General features: G+C 38.8%; 20 protein-coding genes. 5 read left to right on the top strand and 15 right to left on the bottom strand.

Features of this window, described 5'->3' with window-relative positions; translation table 11 throughout:
• Window positions 1-15 precede the first annotated feature (15 nt).
• Together argJ and mutT are read left to right on the top strand one after the other, a co-directional pair.
• On the top strand, window positions 16-1,248 hold the full coding sequence (gene argJ, locus ACFIJJ_RS04080) for a bifunctional glutamate N-acetyltransferase/amino-acid acetyltransferase ArgJ (protein ID WP_375623008.1): 1,233 nt from the start codon (window positions 16-18) through the stop codon (window positions 1,246-1,248).
• Between the two features lie 124 nt (window positions 1,249-1,372).
• Entirely contained in the window at window positions 1,373-1,786 is a 414-nt protein-coding gene (gene mutT / locus ACFIJJ_RS04075) for an 8-oxo-dGTP diphosphatase MutT (protein WP_375623010.1), read from the top strand.
• Between the two features lie 1,457 nt (window positions 1,787-3,243).
• Here the strand turns inward: mutT and ACFIJJ_RS04070 are convergent.
• The 4 genes from ACFIJJ_RS04070 to ACFIJJ_RS04055 all read right to left on the bottom strand — a co-directional run bounded on the left by ACFIJJ_RS04070 (window position 3,244) and on the right by ACFIJJ_RS04055 (window position 7,755).
• The gene (locus tag ACFIJJ_RS04070) at window positions 3,244-4,098 is read right to left on the bottom strand and encodes an NlpC/P60 family protein (protein WP_375645996.1); all 855 of its coding nucleotides are present in this window, start codon (window positions 4,096-4,098) and stop codon (window positions 3,244-3,246) included.
• A 165-nt stretch (window positions 4,099-4,263) separates the two neighbouring features.
• The gene (locus ACFIJJ_RS04065; RefSeq protein WP_375623015.1) at window positions 4,264-5,631 is read right to left on the bottom strand and encodes a M17 family metallopeptidase; all 1,368 of its coding nucleotides are present in this window, start codon (window positions 5,629-5,631) and stop codon (window positions 4,264-4,266) included.
• A 13-nt stretch (window positions 5,632-5,644) separates the two neighbouring features.
• Window positions 5,645-6,643 carry a type I pantothenate kinase gene (gene coaA / locus ACFIJJ_RS04060; RefSeq protein WP_273790598.1) on the bottom strand — a complete coding sequence of 333 codons (999 nt, stop codon included), beginning with the start codon at window positions 6,641-6,643 and terminating at the stop codon, window positions 5,645-5,647.
• A gap of 122 nt (window positions 6,644-6,765) precedes the next feature.
• A complete protein-coding gene (locus ACFIJJ_RS04055) occupies window positions 6,766-7,755 on the bottom strand; it encodes an asparaginase (protein WP_375645994.1) in 990 nt (329 codons plus the stop codon).
• A 220-nt stretch (window positions 7,756-7,975) separates the two neighbouring features.
• Here ACFIJJ_RS04055 and hslV point away from each other — a divergent pair, with 220 nt between their 5' ends.
• Window positions 7,976-8,557, top strand: coding sequence for an ATP-dependent protease subunit HslV (gene hslV / locus ACFIJJ_RS04050; RefSeq protein WP_375623019.1), 582 nt, complete (start codon window positions 7,976-7,978; stop codon window positions 8,555-8,557).
• Window positions 8,558-9,868, top strand: coding sequence for an ATP-dependent protease ATPase subunit HslU (gene hslU / locus ACFIJJ_RS04045; protein WP_375623021.1), 1,311 nt, complete (start codon window positions 8,558-8,560; stop codon window positions 9,866-9,868).
• Between the two features lie 19 nt (window positions 9,869-9,887).
• On the opposite strand, the gene ACFIJJ_RS04040 is transcribed toward hslU, so the two are convergent.
• The 3 genes from ACFIJJ_RS04040 to rpsO form a co-directional block, all read right to left on the bottom strand.
• Complete coding sequence (locus tag ACFIJJ_RS04040; protein WP_375623023.1) at window positions 9,888-10,883, bottom strand: class I SAM-dependent methyltransferase; 996 nt, start codon at window positions 10,881-10,883, stop codon at window positions 9,888-9,890.
• A gap of 72 nt (window positions 10,884-10,955) precedes the next feature.
• The gene (gene pnp / locus ACFIJJ_RS04035; protein ID WP_375645992.1) at window positions 10,956-13,151 is read right to left on the bottom strand and encodes a polyribonucleotide nucleotidyltransferase; all 2,196 of its coding nucleotides are present in this window, start codon (window positions 13,149-13,151) and stop codon (window positions 10,956-10,958) included.
• A 250-nt stretch (window positions 13,152-13,401) separates the two neighbouring features.
• Window positions 13,402-13,671 (bottom strand): 30S ribosomal protein S15, encoded by a 270-nt coding sequence (gene rpsO, locus ACFIJJ_RS04030; protein WP_005774142.1) that lies wholly within the window; start codon window positions 13,669-13,671, stop codon window positions 13,402-13,404.
• Window positions 13,672-13,986: 315 nt separating this feature from the next.
• Between rpsO and ACFIJJ_RS04025 the strand changes: the two genes are divergently transcribed.
• Complete coding sequence (locus ACFIJJ_RS04025; RefSeq protein WP_375645989.1) at window positions 13,987-15,615, top strand: MFS transporter; 1,629 nt, start codon at window positions 13,987-13,989, stop codon at window positions 15,613-15,615.
• Between the two features lie 460 nt (window positions 15,616-16,075).
• Here ACFIJJ_RS04025 and truB read toward each other — a convergent pair whose 3' ends face one another.
• The 8 genes from truB to metK all read right to left on the bottom strand — a co-directional run bounded on the left by truB (window position 16,076) and on the right by metK (window position 25,148).
• Window positions 16,076-17,038, bottom strand: a complete 963-nt coding sequence (truB, locus tag ACFIJJ_RS04020; protein WP_375623029.1) for a tRNA pseudouridine(55) synthase TruB — start codon at window positions 17,036-17,038, stop codon at window positions 16,076-16,078.
• Window positions 17,039-17,042: 4 nt separating this feature from the next.
• Window positions 17,043-17,450 (bottom strand): 30S ribosome-binding factor RbfA, encoded by a 408-nt coding sequence (gene rbfA, locus ACFIJJ_RS04015; RefSeq protein WP_375623031.1) that lies wholly within the window; start codon window positions 17,448-17,450, stop codon window positions 17,043-17,045.
• Window positions 17,451-17,573: 123 nt separating this feature from the next.
• Window positions 17,574-20,093, bottom strand: coding sequence for a translation initiation factor IF-2 (gene infB, locus ACFIJJ_RS04010; protein ID WP_375623033.1), 2,520 nt, complete (start codon window positions 20,091-20,093; stop codon window positions 17,574-17,576).
• Complete coding sequence (locus ACFIJJ_RS04005) at window positions 20,090-20,725, bottom strand: RNA-binding protein (RefSeq protein WP_375623035.1); 636 nt, start codon at window positions 20,723-20,725, stop codon at window positions 20,090-20,092. Before ACFIJJ_RS04005 ends, infB begins: the two co-directional genes overlap by 4 nt.
• Window positions 20,726-22,357, bottom strand: a complete 1,632-nt coding sequence (gene nusA, locus ACFIJJ_RS04000; RefSeq protein ID WP_375645988.1) for a transcription termination factor NusA — start codon at window positions 22,355-22,357, stop codon at window positions 20,726-20,728.
• A gap of 68 nt (window positions 22,358-22,425) precedes the next feature.
• Window positions 22,426-23,031, bottom strand: coding sequence for a ribosome maturation factor RimP (rimP, locus tag ACFIJJ_RS03995; RefSeq protein ID WP_375645987.1), 606 nt, complete (start codon window positions 23,029-23,031; stop codon window positions 22,426-22,428).
• Window positions 23,032-23,181: 150 nt separating this feature from the next.
• The gene (locus tag ACFIJJ_RS03990) at window positions 23,182-23,883 is read right to left on the bottom strand and encodes a tRNA (guanine(46)-N(7))-methyltransferase TrmB (protein ID WP_375645985.1); all 702 of its coding nucleotides are present in this window, start codon (window positions 23,881-23,883) and stop codon (window positions 23,182-23,184) included.
• On the bottom strand, window positions 23,880-25,148 hold the full coding sequence (metK, locus tag ACFIJJ_RS03985; RefSeq protein WP_375623043.1) for a methionine adenosyltransferase: 1,269 nt from the start codon (window positions 25,146-25,148) through the stop codon (window positions 23,880-23,882). Before metK ends, ACFIJJ_RS03990 begins: the two co-directional genes overlap by 4 nt.
• Window positions 25,149-25,185: the final 37 nt, after the last annotated feature.

The raw sequence follows: 25,185 nt of genomic DNA, 5'->3' as shown, positions 1-25,185 counted from the left end.
TATAGAAAGCATATTGTGGTTTTGAAAATTTCTCCTTTGTCGCCTCAAAAGATCCAGGAGCTTTCTCCTTTATCTGGTGTACGGATAGCAACAGCTGAAGCTGGGATTAAATATAAAAATCGTACAGATCTTCTTTTCATCATATTCGATAAACCAGTGAGTGTGGCCGGTGTTTTTACCCGTTCAAAATGTCCATCTGCCCCTGTAGAGCATTGTCGTGCATCGCTTCCTCATGGGGTTGCGAGGGGGGTTATTGTGAATTCTGGAAATGCAAATGCTTTTACAGGAAGCAAAGGAAAGCACACAACCAATGCAATCATCTGTGCAGCAGCGAACGCTTTAAAGGTTAGAGAAGATGAAATTTTTATAGCTTCTACGGGTGTTATTGGTGAGCCAATGGATGCATCGGGTATTGTCAATCTGTTACCCAGTATGACAGAGACAGCAGAAGAGGGAAATTGGTTGGAAGCTGCAAAAGCCATAATGACAACGGACACATTTCCAAAACTTGCTACGTGCACTTTTGACTGTGGGGGAGAGCATGTTACCATTAATGGAATTGCAAAAGGTGCTGGTATGATTGCACCCGATATGGCGACAATGCTGTCATTTGTGGTTAGTGATGCTACCATTTCTTCGGATGCACTCCAATCCATGTTGTCAGAGGCGGTTCAGAGCTCTTTCAATTCAATCACGGTTGATAGCGATACCTCAACCTCAGATACACTCATGATGTTTGCGACAGGAAAAGAAAATTTTCCTTGCATTAGATGTAAAACAGATCCGCGTTATGAAGTGTTCTCAAAGCACTTGAGTGCACTTTTGCATGAGCTTGCGTTACAAGTGGTGTGTGATGGTGAAGGTGCTCGTCATTTAATTGAAGTTAATGTAATTGGTGCTACAACAAACGATGCTGCAAAAACGATTGCTCTCTCAATTGCAAATTCACCCCTTGTAAAAACAGCAATTGCCGGTGAAGATGCCAATTGGGGGCGGGTTGTTATGGCAGTGGGTAAGGCAGGTGTTGAAGTAGACCGTGATCTGTTAACGATTTGGTTTGGTGAACATCGTTTGGCGATTAATGGCGAACGAGATCCTGAGTATTGTGAAGAAGCAATAGGTACTTATATGCAAAGTAAACACATAACAATTCGTGTTGATATCGGTTTGGGTAATGGTACGGCGACAGTTTGGTCTTGCGATTTAACAAAAGAGTACGTTATGATCAACAGCGATTATAGAAGTTAACGAATGCACTTTATATTTAACAACTTATTATTTTCAGAGAAAATGGGGTATGTGAGCTCTTTTAGGAGCAGAGGGGATATGATAGAAAAGACAGTTATCTTTATGTTCCCTATTGGGGAGTGATATGTGTATAAAAAGTTCCATTCTTCTTGTTGTTGCATGCGCATTGTTCGATCAGAATAATCGTGTTTTGCTTACACAGCGTCCTGAAGGAAAATCACTGGCTGGTTTATGGGAGTTTCCTGGTGGAAAGGTTGAGCAAGGTGAAACTCCAGAAATTTCATTGATTCGTGAACTAGAAGAGGAGCTTGGTATTTATGTTCAACCAAATAATTTACACCCTTTAACGTTTGCGAGCCATAGCTATGAAACATTTCATCTCTTAATGCCATTGTATCTTTGTTACCATTATGAGGGCGTTGCGCAAGGACGAGAAGGGCAAAATTTAGAATGGGTTTTTATTAATGATCTTGATAAATACCCTATGCCTAATGCTGATAAACCATTGGTTCAGGTATTGAAAAATCATCTTCTTTAATGTGTTATAAGAAGCAAATATTGTTTAAATATAATTCAATATATTGATTTAAAATGATAATTTTAAATTTTCATGTTGAATGAGGAAGTTCAGAGTCGTAAAAATTTTTCTCATTTCAAATCTGTTTTATGTTAAATTAATCAAAACCATTCTTTTGCCCGTTCCAAGCGGAGAGGGTCATGTGGATAAAGTTATTTAAGAAAAAAATAAAATACGTGCTGAAAAAACGCTCTCCAACAACTAGGGGGTATCGCAATATTGAGAATGGGCAAAAGTGTATAATGGTTCCTTTGTACGCTTCATAAGCATAAAAATGGTGGTAGATAATGGATTTATACTTTTTGCGATTATCATTGAGAGATTGTCTTGGATGCACCGAAAAATATTAGGAGTATTTATTTCATAATAGCTTATGATTGATAATTATACATTATCGTTTCATTATTTCTCTTGATGCTCTATTGTTTCTCAATCAAAAAAATTCAATAACGTACTCATAAAAAGAGTAGTATGTAATGTGAAAAATAATTTTAAACTGAATAAAATATATGGCTAATGAACTATTAAATATAAAAGAAAAACATGAAGAGAAGAGTACTTAGGGGATTGTATTATAGTATGAGAGATGAGGAAAAAGCTATCTGACTTAAGTATATAAATGAGAAATACAAATTAATGTGAGAGTGTTTTATGAAGTTTATATATTTCATTCAGAATGGAAGAGATAAAAATATAAGGAATTGTGCAATCTTCATTTTTTTTGAAAAGAATACGCTCATTTCTCTATTGGTTTGTAATAAAGGTGTTTGAAACAGTGAAATATGATAATATCGAAAACGCTGATTCAAATGGTGTCATACGAGTTTATGATTATAATTAACTGTATGATATTTTAATACATATTATTCAGTAAGCCTGTTGATGAGTCTTTACACTATTTAAAGATAGGCGAATATTAATAAAGACTTCTAAATGAATATTGGATATGAGCTTTAAGAAAAGATCAAAAATGCTCTTTTCGAACAATGGGGGCACACCCCTCATATAATACAGAACGCTATTGCGTTGCATATTTATGAGATTGTTTTAAAAAGGCATTTCTTAAAGTACCCAAGTCCATTTCGCACTGGCGCCTGAATGGTATAACGATAAAGCCATTGAGCACCACCATCTTTACGCTTATGAAGGAGTAAGCTGGTCCCAATGTTATTATGATAGCTCTTGGTATTTGAGAGCATTCAGAAGGGATATTTTTATTTATACATCAATTTCGCTTGCGATAAACAGGCAAGCGATTTTGATTGATTCAACATAAAAACAGATTTGAAATAAGAGAATTTTACGATATTTAAAATGCTTGACGCAGAGTGAATGATGGATAATTATCCTTATAAATCAATTTATTGTATAATAAAAACATTCAATTAATTTTTTATAAGAGGTATATATTAAGTCTCCTAAATTGGACGGCGTTTTGCGATGGGATATTGATTTTTTTTAGCGATACGCGTAATTGCCTGTTCCAATGGCTCGATCATAACGTCCATAGAAAAACCACTTGCATGAATAATATTTTCATGATCAACCATAATAGCAACATGACCTTTCCAAAAAATCAAATCGCCTCGTTGAAGTTTATCAGTGTCTGTAAGAAGCTTGCCTATAGTTTTTTGCTGCATATCAGTGTCACGTAAAACTATTTGACCGGTCATCATCATCGAGAGTTGGATGAGTCCTGAACAATCAATTCCAAAACCGCTGACCCCACCCCAAAGATAAGGTGTACGGATAAAGGTTTCTGCAACCGTAACATAATCTTCATATACGCGTCCAATGGGGCTGAGATGGTTCGTAATGATTGCTGTTCCATTTTCAAGAATAGAATACCGTGTGTCACGGATTTCAATTTCATCAGCAACACTGACTTTGCTTCCCATAGATAAAGGGAACTCTATCGGTCCATGTAAGTCAGCTTGTAAATATTTAAATGTGCGTGGTACCGAAACCACATGCGTTTGTTTTATGGTTGATGTACAAAGAACTTTTGTATCAATATAACCAACATAACCATCTTTGAGTGATTGTCCCCACGACATTGTTTCCCCTTGTTCAAAAATGAGAAGTTCTTCTCCGAATAAGCATTCTGTTTGTCTTTCACTTTTTTTATTATTTTCTTTAAAAAGTCCAGCAACCGCTGTATTAACGCGTCTTTTTTCACCTTGAACAAAGCGCTGAGCGGTAATTTCTGTTTCAAGACGTTGATCTGCTAGATCATCTCTGAATGCATGGAGTCTTGGGTCTTTAGAGTTCATCTTTTTGCTTTCCATTTTTTTGTTTCTCACCTTTAAATAAACTCATGGAAACTCTATTGGTAAGGTTTCTATCTTCAAACACAACTAAGAACACAGTTTAAAACGATAGCAATTGTTCTTGAAATTGCAAAATTGTCCATTTTTGTGGATATTTTGTGTCAAAATTCATTTTTTAAAAATATTATAAAGGGCACGAATAGTTTGTGCTGATCCACCAATAGGGTACCCTGGTTTTTCTTTTGGAACCCACCCATAAAGGTCGAAATGCGCAAAATGTTCAGCTTTTTCAACAAAAGAATTAAGAAATAAAGCAGCTGTTATAGAACCAGCAAAGCTATTTCCAGTTACATTGTTAAGATCAGCAATTGGTGATGATAACATCTCTTGGTAAGGTTTCCAAAGGGGCATTTGCCAAAGAGGATCAAAGACAGCATGAGCAGATTCAGAAATTTGTTGTGCCCATATTGAATCATTACAATAAAATGCGGGAAGATCTGGTCCTAATGCTATACGGGCTGCCCCTGTTAAAGTAGCCATACAAAGCATGAATTGTGGACTTTCTTCATCACCATAGGTGAGTGCATCGGCAAGAACAAGTCGCCCTTCAGCATCTGTATTGCCTACTTCAACACTTAAGCCTTTACGACTTTTGAGAATATCGCCTGGTCGGTAAGCATTCGCAGAAATTGCATTTTCTACGGCTGGAATCAAAACACGGAGACGGAAAGGCAATTTTGCATCCATGATAAGTTTAGCCAATCCCAAAACGTTTGCCCCACCCCCCATGTCTTTTTTCATAAGCAACATGTTATTGGCTGATTTAATATCGAGTCCTCCAGTATCAAAAGTTACGCCTTTGCCCACCAACGTTATTTTAGGATGATGTTCTTGCCCCCAGAGTAACTCAATCAATCGTGGTGCAGTACTGCCTGCTCGTCCCACGGCATGAATCATTGGAAAGTTATGGGTTAAGAGATCATCTCCACAAATACTTTGGACATGAGCACCATAAATTTTCCCTAGTTGGCGAGTTTCTTCTTCGAGAGCGTCAGTGTTCATATCATTGGCTGGAATATTAATGAGATCACGGACGAAAAAGACAGCTTCATAAATTCGTTGGAGTTCATTAAGATCAACGGCCTCATTGACATGGATGGATAATGATTTGAAAGAAGAATTTTGACGATAGCGATTAAATTGATAGCTACCAAATGCCAATCCAAGATAGGTATTTATTTCATCAGAGGTTGTACCTTCTAAATGCCATTGACCAGCAGGAAGTTTTTGAGCAAGAACTCCTGTGATAAAAGGATCGTTACCATCGCCAATTCCAAATAAAACTTTTTTTAAATGCCCCGTTTCGTGAGGAACAAAGAGTATTTGTCCTGCTTTGCCAGTAAAGTCATTAACTTTTATCCATGCTGTTGTTGATGCATCAAGTGATAAGTTAGCAAGACTTCTTTGGTTTACCAAGATGATAGGGCAACTGTTATCGATACGCGTTGAGGTAAAATGAATATGGTGGTGCTGCATAGTTATGAGATCCTTATAGTCGTCTAAGTGCGACATATTCGACCAAATGATTTTTTCCCTTTCGTAGAATGAGATTGGACCGTGGTCGTGTTGGCAATATATTTTCCTGTAAATTTTTTAAATTAATCGTTTGCCAAAGATCCTCAGCGATTTTTGAGGCTTCTTTTTCATTGAGGTGGGCATAACGGTGAAAATAGGATTCAGGATTTTGAAAAGTTGTTTTACGCAAACGTTTAAAGCGCTCCAAATACCAGTGACGAATGACTTCTGTTTCGGCATCGACATAGATTGAAAAATCAAAAAAATCTGATACGAAAGGAATAGCTTTTCCATCTTTAGGAAGATCACTGACCTGTAATACATTAATACCTTCAACAATTAAAATATCAGGACGATCAATGGTAATTGTCTGATTTTCTAGAACATCATAGGTCATATGTGAGTAAAGTGGGGCACGGACATTTCCGATACCTGCTTTTATAGCCGAAAGAAAGCACAGCAGTTTTTTAATGTCATAGGAATCAGGAAATCCTTTACGATTCATACGATTTTTTTGCTGTAAGATTGCGTTAGGATAGAGAAAACCATCCGTTGTGATTAGATCAACTTTAAGACTAGATGTCCAACGTTTCAACAGTTCTTGAAGAATGCGAGCCGTGGTTGATTTTCCTACAGCTACAGAACCAGCAATTCCAATAATAAAGGGCGTTTTTCTACTCTCTTCTTGATGGAGAAACTGCTGACGTTTGTGAAAAAGTTCCTGTACTGCTTCAACATGGCATGATAACAGACGCGATAAAGAAAGATAAATGCGTTGGACTTCTTTAAGATCGATAGGATCATCAATAGAGCGTAAACGCTTAATTTCATCAAAAGTCAAAGTAAGAGGTGTGTCTTCACGAAACTCTGACCATTCTTGTGCAGTAAAAACACGATAGGGTGAATATCGGTCAGAAACGGATTTGACCAGATTATCTTTCTGATTAATTTTTTGTATAGTCGTATCAATCATTTGTATTTGTCGAGATTTTTTTGCAGCAGCAATTGATTAAGAGCAGACAGATGAGCGGCTTTATTTTCAAATAAATTTTGTTTTGCATGCTCTCTTCTTTTAAGATAATAGATCATTTTTCATTAACTTATAGTCCAGTCATTCCAGTTTGCACGGATTTGTTCTAATGAGTACCCTTGCGCCAAAAAAGCCCATAAAAGTAGACGCGCTTTTACAGCTGATAAATAACCAGACATGAGAGCACCAGAAGCAATCATATCGATTTCTGAGCCTTTATAGCCATAAGTTATACGAGTTGTTGAGCCATTACAACAACGACTAGCAATAATAATTGGTATTTTTTGTGCATATTGTTGTACAAGGTCTGCTTCTTGAAAACTACAGTGTCCTGAACCAAAACCAGCTATAACAAGCCCAGCATAATACCCACTTTCAAGGCAGAATCTCATTAATTGTGCATCAGATGATAAAGAGGAATAGAGGAGTGCAATTTGATGATCGTGATTTTGGGGAAGATCAAACGTTTTTGGGAAAAATTTTCGATCATTAAAATAAATGAGTTTTCCTTCTAAAATAGTTCCCAAAATACCTGCGAGGCCTGATTGAAATGTTTCAATTTTGACGGTATGGCTTTTATACAGCCAATAAGGTGAATGAATTGTGTCATTGATGACAACGAGAACGCCCCTGTTACGACTTTGTGGGGCTGCCGCGACACGAGTTGCTGCTAAAATATTAGCTGGTCCATCAGCGCCTGCTTCATGAGGCATACGCATAGCACCAGTTATAATGAGTGGTTCAGCTTCCTTCCAGTAAAGAGAAAGAAAAAAAGCTGTTTCTTCCAGAGTATCAGTACCTTGCGTTAAAACAATACCTTCTGCACCAGCGTTTATTTGTTGTTTTGCCCAAGCGATTATTTCAAAAAGAATTTTAAAAGATAAAGATCCACTTGGCATTTGTATTAATGTTTGTGCATGAATATCAGCAACGTCATTTAAATTAGGAACATTTTTTATGAGGTTATCTGAGGTTAAAGTCGGTTGCATATGGCCAGAACTATCAGCAGTCATTGCAATTGTTCCACCTAAGGTTCCTATGGCTATTTTTTTCATAATTTTCCTCTAAAGGGTACAAACTGTTTAAATAAAGCTATTTAGCAGTAATTTACATTGACAACAATGATATCATTTTTTCAATTTTAAAAAATTGAGTTATGCTGAATCATTGTGTTTTTCTGTATATGTTCTTAAATAGGACAATAGTAATTGAGTTTTACATTGTATGAAAAGAAATCAATATTAAAAAGTAAAGTTAATATTAAGGAGTCTCCTTATGACAGAACATAAGCCAGATATAATGTATGGTACAACGATTATTACGGTACGAAAAGGTGGCAAAGTTGTGATGGCTGGCGACGGTCAGGTCTCTCTTGGACAAACGATTATGAAAGGCAATGCACGTAAAGTCCGTCGTCTTGGAAAAAGCGGAGTGGTTGTTGCTGGTTTTGCAGGTGCTACGGCAGATGCTTTTACATTACTGGAGAGATTGGAAACAAAGCTTGAGCAATATCCTGATCAGCTTATGCGTGCATGTGTAGAACTTGCAAAAGATTGGCGAACAGATCGCTATTTGCGTCGTCTTGAAGCGATGATGCTCGTGGCTGATAAGAAAGTAACTTTGGCTCTAACAGGGCTTGGTGATGTCTTAGAACCAGAAGATGGGGTTATGGCAATTGGCTCTGGAGGAAATTTTGCTCTTTCGGCTGCGCGGGCACTCATGGACTTGGATTTGGATGCAGAAACTATTGCTCGTAAAGCTATGGCTATTGCCGCTAAAATTTGTGTTTACACCAATGATCATTTTACGATTGAAACATTGGATGCAGAATTATCTTCTTTAGAGAAAGCTATTTAAATGTGTGTTGTATTTTCCCCTCGTGAGACTGTTTCAGAACTTGATCGTTTTATTATTGGCCAAAATGATGCCAAACGCTCTGTAGCTATTGCACTGCGCAATCGGTGGCGTAGGCAACAGCTTGATGAGCCGATGCGTGAAGAAGTTATGCCAAAAAATATTTTAATGATAGGGCCAACAGGTGTTGGTAAAACAGGAATCGCACGTCGATTAGCAAAACTTTCTGGAGCACCTTTTGTGAAAGTAGAAGCGACGAAATTTACTGAAGTTGGTTATGTGGGACGTGATGTTGAGCAAATTATTCGAGATCTTGTTGAAATTGCCATTTCTCTTGTACGTGAAAAGAAACGGGATGAAATAAAAGAAAAGGCTCACGTGAATGCTGAAGAGCGCGTTCTAGACGCCCTTGTTGGTAAAACAGCAAGTCCTGCTACCCGTGATAGTTTTCGTAAAAAATTGCGTGAAGGTGAATTGGATGAGAAAGAGATTGAAATTGAAGTAGCCGATAATAATAGCAATAGTGCTTCAACCTTTGATATTCCTGGTATGCCTGGGGCACAAATGGGTATTATGAATTTATCAGATATTTTGGGCAAAATGGGCAGTCGTACAAAAGTCCGTAAAACGACAGTAAAGGATTCTTTTAAACCGCTCATTGATGATGAATCTGAAAAACTCCTTGATCAGGAGCAAATTATTCAAGAGGCGCTTCGTGTTGCTGAAAATGATGGTATTGTTTTTATTGATGAAATTGATAAAATTGCAACCAGAGACGGTGGAGCAAGTGTTGCGATTTCGCGTGAGGGCGTTCAACGTGATCTTTTGCCTTTGGTGGAAGGAACAACAATTGCTACAAAATATGGGCAAATCAAAACAGATCATATTCTTTTTATTGCCTCAGGTGCATTTCATGTTTCCAAGCCATCTGATTTATTACCGGAACTTCAAGGGCGTTTGCCCATCCGTGTGGAGCTCAATCCTTTAACAAGGGAAGATTTACGACGCATTCTAACAGAACCAGAAGCCAGTTTGATTAAACAATATATTGCTCTTATGGCAACGGAAGAGGTTCATTTAGAAATTACCGATGATGCAATTGATGCTTTAGCAGATATTGCTGTAGATTTAAATGCAAGGATTGAAAATATAGGGGCACGTCGTTTGCAAACAGTGATGGAGCGCGTTTTGGATGAGATTTCTTTTACGGCGCCTGATAAAGCTGGAACATCGTTTAAAATTGATGCTGCTTACGTGAGAAAATCTATTGGTGAGCTTGCTGCTGATATCGATCTTTCCCGTTTTATTCTTTGAAAGTTATTGCTTGTTTTGTTTATCTGCGCGCTTCGATAATTTTGAAACCATGGGCTTGTTCATGTATCAACACTGTGCGGAAAATATTTTTTAATAATGTTTCATAAGGCAGGTGGCGGTTTGCAACAAAAAGCAGACTGCCGCTTGGTTTTAAGCACTTTGCAGCATTTATAATAAAATTTTTTCCTAATGAAACATCTGTTGTTTGTTGTGTGTGAAACGGTGGATTTGAAATAATTGTATCATACAGATTTGTGACAGGCTCATGCACCAGGTCATGCCAATAAAAATGAATTGGAAAAGGAGCTGTTATGGATTTAAGGTGCCATTTTGCTGCTCTCAAAGCGTTGTAGTCTGCTTCATAAAGATCAAGGGACGTAAGTTTTACATTGCTTTCAAGTGCAACGTGAGAAAGAAAGCCCCAGCCAGCACCAAAATCAGCTGTTTTTCCAGAAATAACTTTGGGTATATAAGAAGCAAGGGCAGCAGATCCTGGATCAATGCGACCGTGTGAGAACATACCAGAAGCGGTTTGAAATTTACCAAAAGTGAGCGGTGGTGAGCGCAATTGCGCAATGTTATGTCTCTCAATTTGTGGAGGAACTTGTAACCAAAATACCAGACCATGATTTTTAGATAATTTATTGGTGATGGGAACAATTGTTTTGACCCATTTCATCATTGAAGCAGCGCCAGCAGTTTTATTCCCACTGATTACAATCCATCCATTGGGTTTAACGCACTCTAATAAATCAAGAAAACAATTTTGGTTCAAACCACGATATTTGCTCAAATGTAAAAATGCACCATCATAGCTGAAGGTTTTATCTATTTGAGGAGAGCAATGAAATTGAGTATCGACAAATTTTAAAAAATCTGGTCGCCAAGGCGTAATAACTTTTAAATTTTGTGCCCATTCTGGAGCTGGGATTTCTGTTAAACCAAAACTTAGCCAACACTGGTTTGGGTCAGGATACGGGAGTTCATGATTTTCAAAAGGCAAAAATAATAACACATAGGGCTCTTTCAAAGAAAAATGCCACTCCAATATTGGGATGGCATTTCATGATACGATAAGAGAAAAAATTTACTCTTCTTGTTTCTTACGACGGCGCTTATTTTCAGGTTGTTTTTTTTCATCCACGCACTTTTCTTCATTCATCGCTTTATCACCGGTGATTTCCTTTCCGGTTGTTTGATCAACGACCTTCATTGATAACCGAACTTTTCCACGCTCATCAAAGCCCATTAATTTAACCCAAACCTTATCACCTTCTTTAATAATATCGGTTGTTTTGGCAACGCGTTCTGATGCAAGTTGAGAGATATGAACAAGCCCATCACGAGAACCAAAGAAGTTTATAAATGCACCAAATTCTGCAGTTTTTACAACTGTTCCTTGGTAGATAGCACCAACTTCAGGTTCATCAACAATAGAATGGATCCAACGTTTTGCTGCTTCAATGGTTTTAGCATCAGCAGAAGCAATTTTAATGGTACCATCATCATCAATATTAATTTTTGCTCCCGTTTGTTCCACGATTTCCCGAATAACTTTACCACCAGAGCCGATAACATCACGGATTTTATCGACAGAAATATTCATAACTTCGATTCGCGGAGAAAATTCACTCAGCTCAGCACGTGCACTGGTTAAAGCTTTCGCCATTTCATTAAGGATATGGATTCGGCCACCTTTGGCTTGTTCAAGCGCGATTTTCATAATCTCTTCGGTAATACCATCAATTTTGATATCCATTTGCAAGGCAGTAATACCATTTTCTGTTCCTGCGACTTTAAAATCCATATCTCCAAGATGATCTTCATCCCCTAAAATATCAGAAAGAACAGCAAAGCGTTCTCCTTCTTTAATCAAACCCATAGCAATACCAGCAACAGGGCGTGCGAGAGGAACACCAGCATCCATGAGAGCAAGTGAGGTTCCACAAACCGTTGCCATAGAAGAAGATCCATTGGATTCAGTGATTTCTGAGACAGCACGAATGGTATAAGGAAAAGATTCTTTATTTGGCAACATGGGGTGAATTGCCCTCCATGCCAATTTGCCATGTCCAATTTCACGACGACCAGGAGAACCAAGGCGTCCTGTTTCACCCACTGAAAATGGTGGAAAATTGTAATGGAGAAGGAACGTTTCCTTATACATACCCGTTAAGGCATCAACATATTGTTCATCTTCGCCAGTTCCCAGTGTTGCAACGACAATAGCTTGCGTTTCTCCGCGAGTAAAGAGTGCTGATCCATGTGTACGGGGTAAAATACTTACTTCTGATTGGATAGGGCGCACGGTAGAAAGATCGCGTCCATCAATACGCTTTTGTGTATCAAGAATGTTCCCGCGAACAATTTTTGCTTGCAATTGTTTAAATACCGTTGCAATCTGATCTGTACTGAATTGACAGTCTTCTTCTGTTTCTGGCATAAATTTATTGATGATTTCTGTTTTTAGTGCATCAATTGCAGCATAACGTTCTTGCTTATCAGTAATTGTGTAAGCCTTTCGTATATCTTTTTCTGCCATTTTCTGCATCGCTTTTTCAAGTTCAGAAAGATCTTCAGGAACAAAATCACGAGGATCTTTTGCAGCAACTTCAGCAAGCTTTATAATGGCATCAAGGACAGGTTGAAGGCCTTTGTGACCAAACATCACGGCCCCCAACATGATATCTTCTGGTAATTCTTGTGCTTCTGATTCAACCATCAAAACAGCACTTTCTGTTCCAGCAACAACAAGATCAAGTTTTGATTCGGGCATTTCATCGATATGAGGATTAAGAACATATTGTCCATTACAATAGCCAACGCGTGCACCAGCTATAGGACCCATGAAAGGAACACCTGACAGGGTCAATGCGGCAGAAGATGCAATCATCGCAAGGATATCGGGATTGTTTTCGAGATCATGCTGTATAACGGAAACAATAACTTGTGTATCATTTTTATATCCCTCAACGAAAAGGGGACGAATCGGGCGATCAATCAAACGTGAAACCAAAGTTTCATTTTCACTTGGCCTGCTTTCACGTTTTAAATAGCCTCCAGGTATTCGACCAACAGCATAGGATTTTTCTTGATAATTAACAGTGAGTGGAAAAAAGTCCTGGTCTGGTTTTGGGCTTTTGGCCGATACAACGGTTGCTAAGACAATAGTTTCTCCATAGGTAGCAATCACTGCACCATCAGCTTGACGCGCTATTTTCCCTGTCTCAAGGGTGAGAGGACGCCCAGCCCATTCAATTTCTATCTTGTGCGTTTTGAACATTTTTTATCCTTAATGACCAGTGTTTAAATCTTTGATTGCTTACATTCTGGTTGTGCATAGCATATTTGCAAATTCTGGGGTGAACAACAAATTACTTCCTTTGTTACGACGAAGAGAGAAGTAAATCGTATTAAATGTGAAACGATGAGCAGTCCTATCCCATAATAACTTATCAGTTTTTAAAATTTTTAATTAAAGGCAACACATTGAAAAAATGGGTGGTTTTTTTAATACCACCTCCATTTTTCTTTTAGCGACGTAAACCTAACTTCTTTATAAGTGTCTGATAACGATTTTGATCAACTCCTTTAAGATAATCAAGAAGGCGCCGGCGTTGAGACACCATCTTCAAAAGACCACGACGAGAATGATTATCTTTTTTGTGAGATTTAAAGTGGTTTGTTAAATTAGAAATACGTTCAGAAAGTACAGCAATCTGTACTTCTGGTGATCCTGTATCACCAACTTTGTTTGCGTATTCTGCGACAAGAGCTTGTTTACGTTCAGCTGTAATCGACATCGTATTATCCTTTCCAAAAACGAAGAAACATAAAGTCACCCATAGCCGAGATGTCGTTCAGCAAGGGTCTGTGAGAAAACAGGAAAAGTCGAAGACTCTTACCTAATTTCGTTCTTATATAGGAAAGAAGGTTAAAATACTAGTCCTTGACAGCATTTTGAAGTCTTTCTTTAAATAAAAGCTTTTGTTTTGAAATATTGATTTAAATAGAGTTTTATGAGAAGTGTTTAAACAATTATGCATCCTTTTGATACAAAGATTATGAGTGTGTGTGAGTGGTAACAAAAGTGATAAATACCGATTTGGAGGGAAAAGATGCAGAGCATTTCAACATTAAAACTTTTTCGTAATTCGGTATTTCGAAATTTATGGTCATCTACTCTTATTTCTAATTTAGGGGGGCTGATACAGGCTGTTGGAGCAGGGTGGTTAATGGCGTTGATTAGTTCTTCGCATTCCATGGTTGGGCTAGTTCAAAGTGCCACAACATTACCACTTGTTATGTTTTCTTTGATGGCAGGGGCATTAGCTGATAATTTTAATCGGCGTCAAATTATGTTGTGTGTACAGATTATGATGATGGTCATATCCATGAGTTTATCTGTTTTAGCCTATATGGGATTTCTAACACCTTGGCTTTTGTTATGTTTTACGTTTTTGATTGGATGTGGCACAGCTTTTTATAATCCTTCTTGGCAAGCAACGATAGGAGATATTGTGAGCAGGGAAAATATTCCTGCTGCTGTTAGTTTGAATAGTGTTGGCTTTAATTTGATGCGGAGTGTTGGTCCTGCTATTGGTGGTGCCATCATTGCAACTTTAGGGGCATCTGCTGCTTTTTTGTTTAGTGCTATAAGCTATATTCCTCTTATTGGTGCGTTATTTTTCTGGAAGTCGAATTATGAAAACAACTCATTGCCACGAGAAAGGCTGTTAGGAGCTATCTCAGATGGTTTGCGTTATGTTGCGATGTCACCTAATCTCTTAAGTATTATGGTTCGAGCGTTCCTTTTCGGTATAGGAGCAACTTCTATTTTAGCACTTTTGCCAATTGTTGCACATAAAGTTCTTGGAGGAAGTGCCCTTCTTTATGGTACATTGCTCGGTTGTTTTGGGTTAGGAGCCATGACCGCAGGTATTATTAATGCAGTTGTACGGCATCATTTTCGTTCAGAAACAATTATTGCAAGTGCATTTATTGGTTTCGCCTTTTCTTGCTTTTTATTGGGAATCAGTCGTTCACTGATTATAAGCCATATTGCTTTATTTCCTGCAGGGTTATGTTGGGTTTTGGCCTTATCATTGTTTAATACATCTGTACAACTCTCTACACCACGCTGGGTTGTTGCACGTTCTTTAGCTCTTTATCAAACGGCATCTGCCGGGGGGATGGCTATTGGAAGTGCAATCTGGGGAGGTTTAGCTGATGGTTATTCTCCAACAATTGCTTTGAGCGTTTGTTCTCTATTCTTGATTTTTGGCGCTCTTGCGGGGGTAAAATTTAGCATTCAAGAAATTCCTCAGATAGATTTAAATCCTCTTGATCATTTTAGAGAACCGGAATTATTACTTGACCTCAAAGCAAGAAGTGGCCCGATCATGATAATGATCGATTATAAAATTCATGAAAATGATCTTGAAGAGTTTCTCAAAGTGATGACGCGTCGACGCCATATTCGATTACGTGATGGTGCGCGTCAATGGGTCCTTTTACGAGATCTTGAAAGACCTGAATATTGGACAGAGGCTTATCATATGCCAACATGGGTAGATTATTTACGCCATAATCATCGTCGTACAAAAGCGGATGCCGAAGTCAATAAGCGTCTGCGCCATTTAAATTGTGCTCCTAACGGTATAAGAGTGCACCGCATGATTGAACGCCAAACAATACCGCAAGCCAATGAGATGCTTTTAAAAGTTTCCTCTGATCATCTCCCTTAAGGTTAAAACAGTTTTTGTAAATATTAAATTATGTTAATGTTATTTCGATTAATTTGTTAGCATAATCATAAAAAATTGCTGTTTTAATAGTTAATTAATTGATTTATAATGGTTATTTGTCATTTTTCATGTTGAGTGATAGTCTTAAAAATCTTAAGCTTTTCTCATTTCAAATCTGTTTAGAGTAAATCAGTCTACATCTTTGCTTGTACATTATAAACGAGGACTAAAGTATGAGTAAAAAACGATTGAAAAAGAAATAAAAAGCCTCTTATGAATCCTTTAAATGCAAGGATTGTTGCGACATTAAGAGGAAAAAGTGTGTGGTGGTGTTAGCTTATAGCACTGACTTAAATTTTGATATGAATACGGTAAATATAGACAATGAAAAGCACCATATTTTTCTTAATTGATAGAGAAAAATATCTTTCCGCAAAAGGTGGTTGTGGAAAAGAATCGATTAAATTGAGAAAATCCGCTTTGGTTTAAATAGACTTTTGTCGAGAATGCCAATAGCAAGAAGTTGTTCCTTATAGAGGACACAAACTTCCTCTTCATCAAGAGGTATTTTATGATGATTCAAGAGGATAGAATGACCATTTATAATTCTCTGTGCTTGAGTTTCATTAAGGATATAGTGAGGGAGGCAATCCAATGCGGCGCTTGTGTCAATTAAGAGCCCATCGAGTGTTGAGAAGTTTTTTTCAAAAGAACGATTATTCTCATCTGTAGTGTTTTTATTTGGCGGAATGGCCGCTTTTAGTTCCTCCCATGTAATGAGATCTTCTTCATCAAAAGGTGCAACGGCAATACGTCTTAAATCAGCAATATGCCCATAGCAACCGAGATCACGTCCCATATCGCGTGCTAAAGAGCGCACATAAGTTCCTTTTCCGCAGGTTATTTCAAAGACAGAATGCTCTTTGGTAGGCATTTCTAATAACTTGAAAGTTTCTATTTCCACTTCACGGGGCGGAATTTCAACAACTTCTCCTTCACGCGCTAAATCATAGGCACGATTTCCGGCAATTTTGATTGCTGAAAATTGTGGAGGTGTTTGTAAAATAACACCTGTATATTGAGGAAGAAGAGCAAGTATTTCTTCTTGTGTTGGACGATTGAGAGAAGTTTTCGTTATTTCTCCTTCTAGATCATCTGTTGAGCGCTCTTGCCCCCAAGCAATATGAAAACGGTAAGTTTTTTTGCCTTGCATCACGTAAGGGACGGTTTTGGTTGCTTCGCCCAATGCAATGGGAAGGAGACCAGAAGCAAGAGGATCAAGTGTACCCGCATGTCCTGCCTTTTGAGCATGGAAGAGCCATTTGATTTGTGAGACAGCTTCTGTTGATTTCATTCCTTTTGGTTTATCAAATATGACCCAGCCAGAAACAGGACGCCCTTTTTTCTTGTGTTGCCGCGCCATATCTTTAATCCTCATCTGTATCACTATGGTGAAGATCGCGTGCAACCTCAGGCGAGCGAAGGAGGGCATCAATTTTTGAAAAATTATCAAAGCTATTATCAAGTCGGAAACGCAGTTCTGGCATATATTTCATTTGTCGCAACGCATGACTGATTTCTCCACGGAGAAAACGACTATGTTTATTGAGGGTATCAACAACATCGGTATGAGAAGCATTTTTAAGAGTACTGAGAGGTGATACAAAGCAAGTAGCAATTTTTAAATCTGGTGACATGCGTACTTCAGAGACAGAAATAACAATATCTTTCAAGACATCATCAAGTAAAATACCACGCTGTAGTATATGCGCTACTGCGTGACGTACTTGCTCTGCTACTCTAAGTTGTCGTTGTGATGGCCCTGCATTTTTCATCAAAGTTTTATCCCTGCTACAAGATCTCTTTTTTAATCATCAAGATAAGGAAAAAAGAGACATTGTTTATAAAATCCAATCACTTTAACTCTGTCGTGAAATGAGGAAAGTTATTGGATTATTTTATAATGTGCGGTTAATATGTTCGATACGGAAGGTCTCAATGATGTCTCCTGCGCGCATGTCTTCATAATTTTCAAAGGCTATTCCACATTCTTGACCACTTTGCACTTCATTGACTTCATCCTTAAAGCGTTTGAGTGTTTTCAGCTTTCCTTCGTGAATAACGATATTATCGCGGATAAGGCGAACACCGGCTCCTCGTTCTATTTTACCTTCTGTAACACGACATCCTGCAACTTTTCCAATTTTTGTAATGTTAAAGACTTCTAGAATTTCAGCATTACCAAGGAAAGTTTCACGCTGTTCTGGTGAGAGTAATCCAGACATAGCAGCCTTGATATCGTCAACAAGATCATAAATGATGTTGTAATAACGAATTTCAATTCCTTGTGTTTTAGCAAAATCACGTGCTTGCTTATTGGCTCGAACATTAAAGCCAATTACAGCAGAGTTAGAAGCTTCCGCAAGGGAAATATCACTTTCGGTAATTCCTCCAGCACCAGAATGTACAATACGCGCACGAACCTCGTCATTTCCGAGTTTTTCTAATGCTGAAGCGATTGCTTCAATTGATCCTTGTACATCCCCTTTTATAATAAGAGAAAATTCCTTAACACCAGTCGTTTGCAATTTTGTCATCATCTGTTCAAGAGAACCACGTGAACCAGTTTGCCGTGCAACAGCTTTATCACGTGCTAATCGTTGACGATATTCAGAAATTTCACGTGCTTTTGCTTCATGTGTGACAACAGCAAAACGGTCTCCAGCTTGTGGTGTACCTTGCATGCCTAAAATTTCAATTGGTGTAGAGGGAACGGCTTCTTTGACATGGCGGCCATGGTCGTCAATCAAAGCACGCACACGCCCCCATTCATTTCCGGCAACTATAATATCAGAAGGGTGTAATGTACCTTTTTGAACAAGAACTGTTGCAACAGATCCGCGTCCGCGATCCAATTTGGCTTCAATGATAACGCCCTCTGCAGTTCGTTGAGGATCTGCTTTCAGATCAAGCATTTCAGCCTGAAGAAGGATAGCTTCGAGAAGTTTATCAAGATTTTGACCAGTTTTAGCAGAAACTTCAACGTCCAAAGTTTCTCCGCCCATAGTTTCAACAAACACTTCATGTTGTAGAAGTTCTGTACGTACTTTTTGTGCATTTGCAGCTGGTTTATCAATTTTGTTGATAGCAACAATGATAGGTACACCAGCGGCCTTCGCATGATTGATTGATTCAATCGTTTGAGGCATAACACTATCATCAGCGGCTACAACGAGAACAGCAATATCAGTAACACGAGCTCCACGTGCACGCATAGCCGTAAATGCAGCATGCCCTGGTGTATCAATAAAGGTAATTTTTTGACCGTTTTGTTCTACTTGATAGGCACCAATATGCTGCGTAATACCTCCTGCTTCGCCAGAAACAACATTTGCTTTGCGAATAGCATCTAAAAGAGAAGTTTTCCCGTGGTCAACATGGCCCATAATGGTCACAACAGGGGGACGCTGCTGCATGTTTTGAGGATTATCTGTTATATTAAAGATACCTTCTTCTACATCAGATTCTAAAACACGTTTAACAGTATGTCCAAATTCAACAGCGATGAGTTCGGCAACATCTGCATCAATAACATCGCCAGGTTTCATCATTTGTCCTTGTTTCATCAAGAATTTAATCACATCAACAGAACGCTCAGTCATACGTTGTGCGAGCTCTTGAATGGTAATCGTTTCAGGAAGAACAACTTCGCGAGAAATTTTTTCTCTTGGTTCTTGATTTTGTGCACGCTTAAACTTTTCCTGTCTACGCCGCATTGCAGCCATTGAGCGCCCACGTGCGCTTCCTTCTTCATCCAGTGCACTATTCAGAGTTAGTTTTCCGCGTCGCCGCTCATCAGCTCCTTTGACAACTTTTGGTACACGTATTTCTGATTTAGCAGGATTAGCACGTCGACTATGCCGTTCTTCCTCTTTATTGTCATCTATTTTGCGTTTTTCAACCACGGTTGTATTTTTAGGCGCAATAGGAATATCTGTCTGTTCAATGAGAGGGGGAACAGGTGGAGTCTGTACTAGCGATATTTCTTCTTCTTGTTGGAGATGTATTTCTTTTTCTTTAATTTCTTGCTGTAAAATTTCTTCACGCTCTTTAGCGCGTCTTGCTTCTTCTTCGGCTTGTTCTCGCGTTATTCTTTCTTGGATATGTGCTTCTTCTAATGCGCGAAGTCTTGCTTCCATTTCAGTTGATGAAAGATTGCTTTTGGCCACAGATTCTTGAGGCTTTTTTCCCTCAAAACGCGGTTTAGAACGCTGGGGGGCCACATGCGGCTTTGTAATGGGCTGTAGGGTTTCAGTTTTTTCATCAGGTCGCGTAATTTTACGCCGTTTGGTTTCGACAACGACAGCCTTCGTACGGCCATGACTAAAATTTTGTTTGACCGTGCTCGTTTCCAAGACAGACCTCTTGAGAGTTAGTGTCTTCTTGACGGTTGTTTTGTCGTTGTTATTTTCACTCATTGTACTTCCTTCACGGCTTGTGCCGTCATCTCACTAGACTTACTATGCTTGTCGTCACGATAGCTGATCAATTTACATGTCGCTTTGAGAAATCCTTCAGCAGCTTTTGTGTCCAATAAAGCGGCGTGCATTACAGGATTAGAGCCAAAAGCCACGCGCATTTCATCACTTGTAAATAAAGATATGGTTTTTATAGTCTGATTTGTTTGTTGTTGTATTGAATGGATGGCCTGTGCAATTTTTTGTTTCCCATTTTCTGTTGTTTCTTTAGCATGAAGTACAAGAATAACTTTACCAGAGCGGATAGCAGCGTCAACCTTTGTTGCTCCCATAACAATTGCTCCCGCTTTTCGTGCCATGGAAAGGCTTGAAAGAGCGGCTTTTAGTAAAAGCGTATCAACAACATGCACAAGATTTGGTGCAACCTCAACATCTGTTTTAAAATTTCTATGAAAAGCTTTTTGTTCAATTGCTTTCTCAATAACAGCGTGATGGGCAGAAATCCAAACGCCACGCCCTGGTAAATTCGCTTTAAGATCAGGAACAATTTGGTTATTGGGACCAATAACAAAACGGATCAGCGTTTGTGCTGAAGCATTTTTTCGGGTCACAATGCAAGTCCGTTCATTCATTTAAAGTGTATCCACATCCAAATCATCTGTTTTTTCATTTTCTGTAGAATTTTCATTTTCTACAGGATTTTCTGTAACAAGATCAGCTTGGTCTATCCAGCCTGCTTGTACACGTGCGGCTAAAACCATAGCTTCTGCATCAGCGCGTGTAATGTCAAAAGGGGTCAGAATACCAGAAAAATTCTGTGTTTGACCTTCTTTACGTTCTCTCCAACCAGCTAAATCATCAACGGCATAGCCAGCAAAGTCTTCTATTGTTTTTACACCATCCTCACCAACAGCAACCAACATAGCACTTGTCATTCCGGGAAGTGTTCGTAATTCGTCAGAAACTCCGAGTTTTTTGCGTTTTTCATCAAGTTCTTTTTCTTGATGATCAAGATATTCGCGGGCACGACTTTGGATTTCAGCGGCGGTATCATTGTCAAAACCATCAATAGAAGCGATTTCTTCAAGATCAATATAGGCGATTTCTTCAATAGAAGAAAAACCCTCTGATGCCATAACCTGTCCGATCATTTCGTCAACCTCTAAGGCTTCCATAAACAATTTACTGCGTTCAGTAAATTCTTTTTGACGATTTTCAGATTCTTCCTTTTCCGTTAAAATATCAATGTTCCATCCTGTTAGTTGCGAAGCCAAGCGGACATTTTGCCCACGTCGTCCAATAGCAAGGCTAAGTTGATCATCTGGTACAATAACTTCAATCCGCTCAGCATCTTCATCAAGGATGATTTTAGAAACTTCAGCAGGTTGGAGTGCATTAACGACAAATGTTGCCGCATCAGGCGACCAAGGAATAATATCAATTTTTTCGCCTTGTAATTCAGCAACAACAGCTTGTACGCGGCTTCCTCGCATTCCAACGCATGCTCCAACAGGATCAATGGAACCATCGCGTGAAACAACGGCGATTTTAGCCCGTGAACCTGGATCACGAGCAACAGATTTGATTTCTATAATACCATCATAAATTTCTGGCACTTCCATAGTGAAAAGTTTTACCATAAATTGGGGATGTGTGCGTGAAAGGAAAATTTGTGGTCCACGCGTTTCACGGTGTACATCATTGACGAAAGCACGAATACGATCTCCATAGCGGAATGATTCACGAGGAATTAATTCATCACGGCGCACAATAGCTTCACCGCGCCCTAGATCAACGATGACGTTACCATATTCCACACGCTTAACTGTACCAGAAATAATTTCACCAACTTTATTTTTGAATTCTTCATATTGCTGATCACGCTCTGCATCACGTACTTTTTGTACAATAACCTGTTTAGCAGATTGCGCTGCGATACGTCCAAAATCCATAGGAGGTAAAAGATCAGCAAAAAAATCACCAATTTTTGCTTCTGCTTGACGTTTGAGTGCATCGGACAAAGTAATTTCCGTTGTATAGTCTTCAACGACATCAACAATTTTAAGCAAGCGTTGTAATTTAATTTCACCTGTTTTGGAATTGATTTCAGCACGGATATTGGTCTCTTGACCATAACGAGAACGTGCTGCTTTCTGAATAGCGTCAGCCATCGCAGAAATGACAATTTCACGGTCGATCGACTTTTCACGTGCAACAGCATCTGCAATTTGCAGAATCTCAAGCCTGTTAGCGCTTGTAGCCATCAATTTTCTCCTTCTTTGTGTCACACGATGGGTATTTCCCAGTGATATTATTTTTTGAAATTGAGCGTCTATATAGAGTCGTTAGCGTTCTCTTCGGCAATGAATTGTTGACTTAAATTTTTATTTTGTTTCAATGCATCACGAATAAGCTCATCGGTAAGCACTAAATGCGCATTTATGATATCACAAAAGGAAATAGGGGTGTACATGGCTTCTCCATAAGCTGCTTTGTCAGTGTTTAAAATAAATCCATCTTGCGTGATATTCGTAAGTGTCCCACGAAATTTTCGGCGCCCATCAATTGTTATTTTAGTTTCAATTTTTGCAAGATGCCCTTGCCAATGAAAAAAATCAGATTTTCTTACCAATGGACGATCAATTCCAGGTGATGAGATTTCTAAATGATATTTGCGTTCAATAACATTTTGCACATCAAGGAGTGGGGAAACAGTTCGACTAACAGTTTCACAATCTTCTATGGTCATAGAACCATCAGCTCGTTCAACCATAATTTGAAGTGTTAAACCATTTTGACCAAGAAGTTTCACACGAACCAAACGAAAACCTAAAGGTTTAAGTAGTGGTATGACAAGAGCAGCAACCTGTGCTTCGATACCATCTTCTTCAAACAAGCGCGGTTCGTCAAGATTGCTTATTTTTTCAGCTTCGTTCATACATTTTATCCAAGTTATTTCATCAGTTTTATGATATTAAAAAAGAGCGGGTCCAACGGCCCACTCTTCATCATAAGACCAAGAATTTAACTATTGATACTCTTAAATTCAAAATTTTTCAAGTTGTTTATGAGAAAAGCGCTTGATCATTTATTTCTTGATAAAGATAAGATAGGCAGGCGTTCGTCCTTCGCGTAAAGCTTTTGCTTCATAGCGGGTCCCACTCCATAGTGGATAAGGGAGTTTCCAGTCTTGAGGGCTTTCTGCTTTCCATTCAAAGTGATCATGTTGTGCGCAATGGTACAAAGTCCAGTTTACATAACTGTCGATATCGCTAGCAAAGCGAAAAAATTTCCCTATTTTAAGAACACGAGCAAAACGGTTAAGATTTTTTATGTTGATGAAGCGTCGTTTCCAGTGTTTCTTTTTCGGCCAAGGATCAGGATAGAAGAGGTCTATTCCATCAAGCGAGTTATCAGGGAGCCAATCAAGGAGGCGTGTCGCATCATCATTATAGAGGCGAAGACGATTTTGATGGTTTTGATACTGTTCAAGAGACAACAATATTTTTGCCATGCCATTGATGAAGGGCTCGACGCCGATAAAACCGGTTTTTGGAAAATATTCCATTTCATGAAGTAAATGTTCACCTCCACCAAAGCCGATTTCAAGTCGAATTTCTCTTACTTTGCTTGAAAATAAGGATGTAAGGTTTGGGGGAGGAGGAACATTTAAATCAATATTAAATTTGGGGAGAAGCATTTTTATACGTGTAAGCTGACTGTTTCGAAGTTGTTTTCCTTGTCGGCGTCCAAAAAATGCTTCACTCTTGCGTATATTATGTTTAATCATGGGATTTGGATCATTGTTTGAAGCGTTTTCACGAGATCAGTTTTTTCCCATGAAAACGAACCATCGTGTTTTGGTTTACGGCCAAAGTGACCATAGGCAGCTGTTTTCGCATAAATAGGTTTATTGAGGTCAAGATGTTTTCGAATGCCGGTAGGTGAAAGGTCCATTATTTTGCGGATGGCTTCTTCAATAACTTTTTCATCGACTTTTCCTGTTCCATGAAGATTAAGATAAATAGATAAAGGTTGTGCAATACCAATTGCATAGGAGAGTTGAATGGTGCATCTCTCTGCTAAATGAGCAGCAACAATATTCTTAGCCAGATAGCGTGCCGCATAGGCAGCAGAACGATCAACTTTTGTTGTATCTTTTCCTGAAAAAGCACCGCCTCCATGGGGTGCAGCACCTCCGTAAGTATCCACAATAATTTTGCGTCCTGTTAATCCGGCATCGCTTTGAGGGCCTCCAATGACAAATTTTCCTGTTGGGTTAATATACCACCTACATTGAGCTGCGATGGGAATGTCATGTAAAGCTTGGCGAATGTAAGGTTCAACCACTGTACGTACTTTATTGGAATCCCAACTTTCATCAAGGTGCTGCGTTGAAAGAACAATGGATGTGACCTCTATCGGTTTTCCATTTTTATAGCGTATGGTTATTTGGCTTTTAGCATCTGGTCCTAATTTTCCAGTTTCTCCCTCTCCTTTATGACGGGCTGCGGCAAGAAGTTTGAGAATTTTATGCGCATAATAAATTGGCGCAGGCATGAGATCAGGTGTTTCACGGCAAGCATATCCAAACATGATGCCTTGATCACCTGCTCCTTCTTCACCATGCCGATCCGTAGCATTATCAACCCCTCTTGCTATATCAGCTGATTGAGGGCGCAAAAGAACATCAATTTTAACAGTTTTCCAATGGAATCCTGCTTGTTCATAGCCAATGGTACGAATAGCACGGCGCGCTGCTGTACGAAAACGTGTAGGATTAATGAGTGGAAAGCTAGTTTCATCATAGATGAATTCTTTATTTTTATCTTTTTTTAATAGCGTATCAGGAACACGTACTTCACCAGCGATAACAACACGGTTGACACTAACGAGAGTTTCACAGGCAACGCGTACTAACCATGGATCAGTACCAGTCTTTTCAGCTTCTTTATAGATCATATCAACGATTTCATCAGAAATACGATCACAAATTTTATCAGGATGTCCTTCCGATACCGATTCGCTCGTAAAAAGATAATCTTCATGCGGCATAGGAACTCCTTCAAAAAAGAAAACCAACGATTTAATC

Origin of the sequence: Bartonella sp. TT29SHDZB (assembly GCF_042193395.1) — a bacterium.
In the GTDB taxonomy this organism is placed as follows: domain Bacteria; phylum Pseudomonadota; class Alphaproteobacteria; order Rhizobiales; family Rhizobiaceae; genus Bartonella.
Note: the sequence above shows the minus strand (reverse complement) of the source record. Positions and strands in the feature narration are given on the sequence as shown.

What these genes read in the sequence shown, in the direction of transcription:
- ACFIJJ_RS04055 (WP_375645994.1), bottom strand. Translation starts at nt 7,755, where the DNA reads ATGAAAAAAATAGCCATAGGAACCTTAGGTGGAACAATTGCAATGACT.
- nusA (WP_375645988.1), bottom strand. Translation starts at nt 22,357, where the DNA reads ATGGCTACAAGCGCTAACAGGCTTGAGATTCTGCAAATTGCAGATGCT.
- pnp (WP_375645992.1), bottom strand. Translation starts at nt 13,151, where the DNA reads ATGTTCAAAACGCACAAGATAGAAATTGAATGGGCTGGGCGTCCTCTC.
- mutT (WP_375623010.1), top strand. Translation starts at nt 1,373, where the DNA reads ATGTGTATAAAAAGTTCCATTCTTCTTGTTGTTGCATGCGCATTGTTC.
- hslV (WP_375623019.1), top strand. Translation starts at nt 7,976, where the DNA reads ATGACAGAACATAAGCCAGATATAATGTATGGTACAACGATTATTACG.
- ACFIJJ_RS04065 (WP_375623015.1), bottom strand. Translation starts at nt 5,631, where the DNA reads ATGCAGCACCACCATATTCATTTTACCTCAACGCGTATCGATAACAGT.
- metK (WP_375623043.1), bottom strand. Translation starts at nt 25,148, where the DNA reads ATGCCGCATGAAGATTATCTTTTTACGAGCGAATCGGTATCGGAAGGA.
- ACFIJJ_RS04070 (WP_375645996.1), bottom strand. Translation starts at nt 4,098, where the DNA reads ATGAACTCTAAAGACCCAAGACTCCATGCATTCAGAGATGATCTAGCA.
- hslU (WP_375623021.1), top strand. Translation starts at nt 8,558, where the DNA reads ATGTGTGTTGTATTTTCCCCTCGTGAGACTGTTTCAGAACTTGATCGT.
- ACFIJJ_RS04005 (WP_375623035.1), bottom strand. Translation starts at nt 20,725, where the DNA reads ATGAATGAACGGACTTGCATTGTGACCCGAAAAAATGCTTCAGCACAA.
- infB (WP_375623033.1), bottom strand. Translation starts at nt 20,093, where the DNA reads ATGAGTGAAAATAACAACGACAAAACAACCGTCAAGAAGACACTAACT.
- coaA (WP_273790598.1), bottom strand. Translation starts at nt 6,643, where the DNA reads ATGATTGATACGACTATACAAAAAATTAATCAGAAAGATAATCTGGTC.
- rimP (WP_375645987.1), bottom strand. Translation starts at nt 23,031, where the DNA reads ATGAACGAAGCTGAAAAAATAAGCAATCTTGACGAACCGCGCTTGTTT.
- ACFIJJ_RS04025 (WP_375645989.1), top strand. Translation starts at nt 13,987, where the DNA reads ATGCAGAGCATTTCAACATTAAAACTTTTTCGTAATTCGGTATTTCGA.
- rpsO (WP_005774142.1), bottom strand. Translation starts at nt 13,671, where the DNA reads ATGTCGATTACAGCTGAACGTAAACAAGCTCTTGTCGCAGAATACGCA.
- ACFIJJ_RS03990 (WP_375645985.1), bottom strand. Translation starts at nt 23,883, where the DNA reads ATGATTAAACATAATATACGCAAGAGTGAAGCATTTTTTGGACGCCGA.
- rbfA (WP_375623031.1), bottom strand. Translation starts at nt 17,450, where the DNA reads ATGAAAAATGCAGGGCCATCACAACGACAACTTAGAGTAGCAGAGCAA.
- truB (WP_375623029.1), bottom strand. Translation starts at nt 17,038, where the DNA reads ATGGCGCGGCAACACAAGAAAAAAGGGCGTCCTGTTTCTGGCTGGGTC.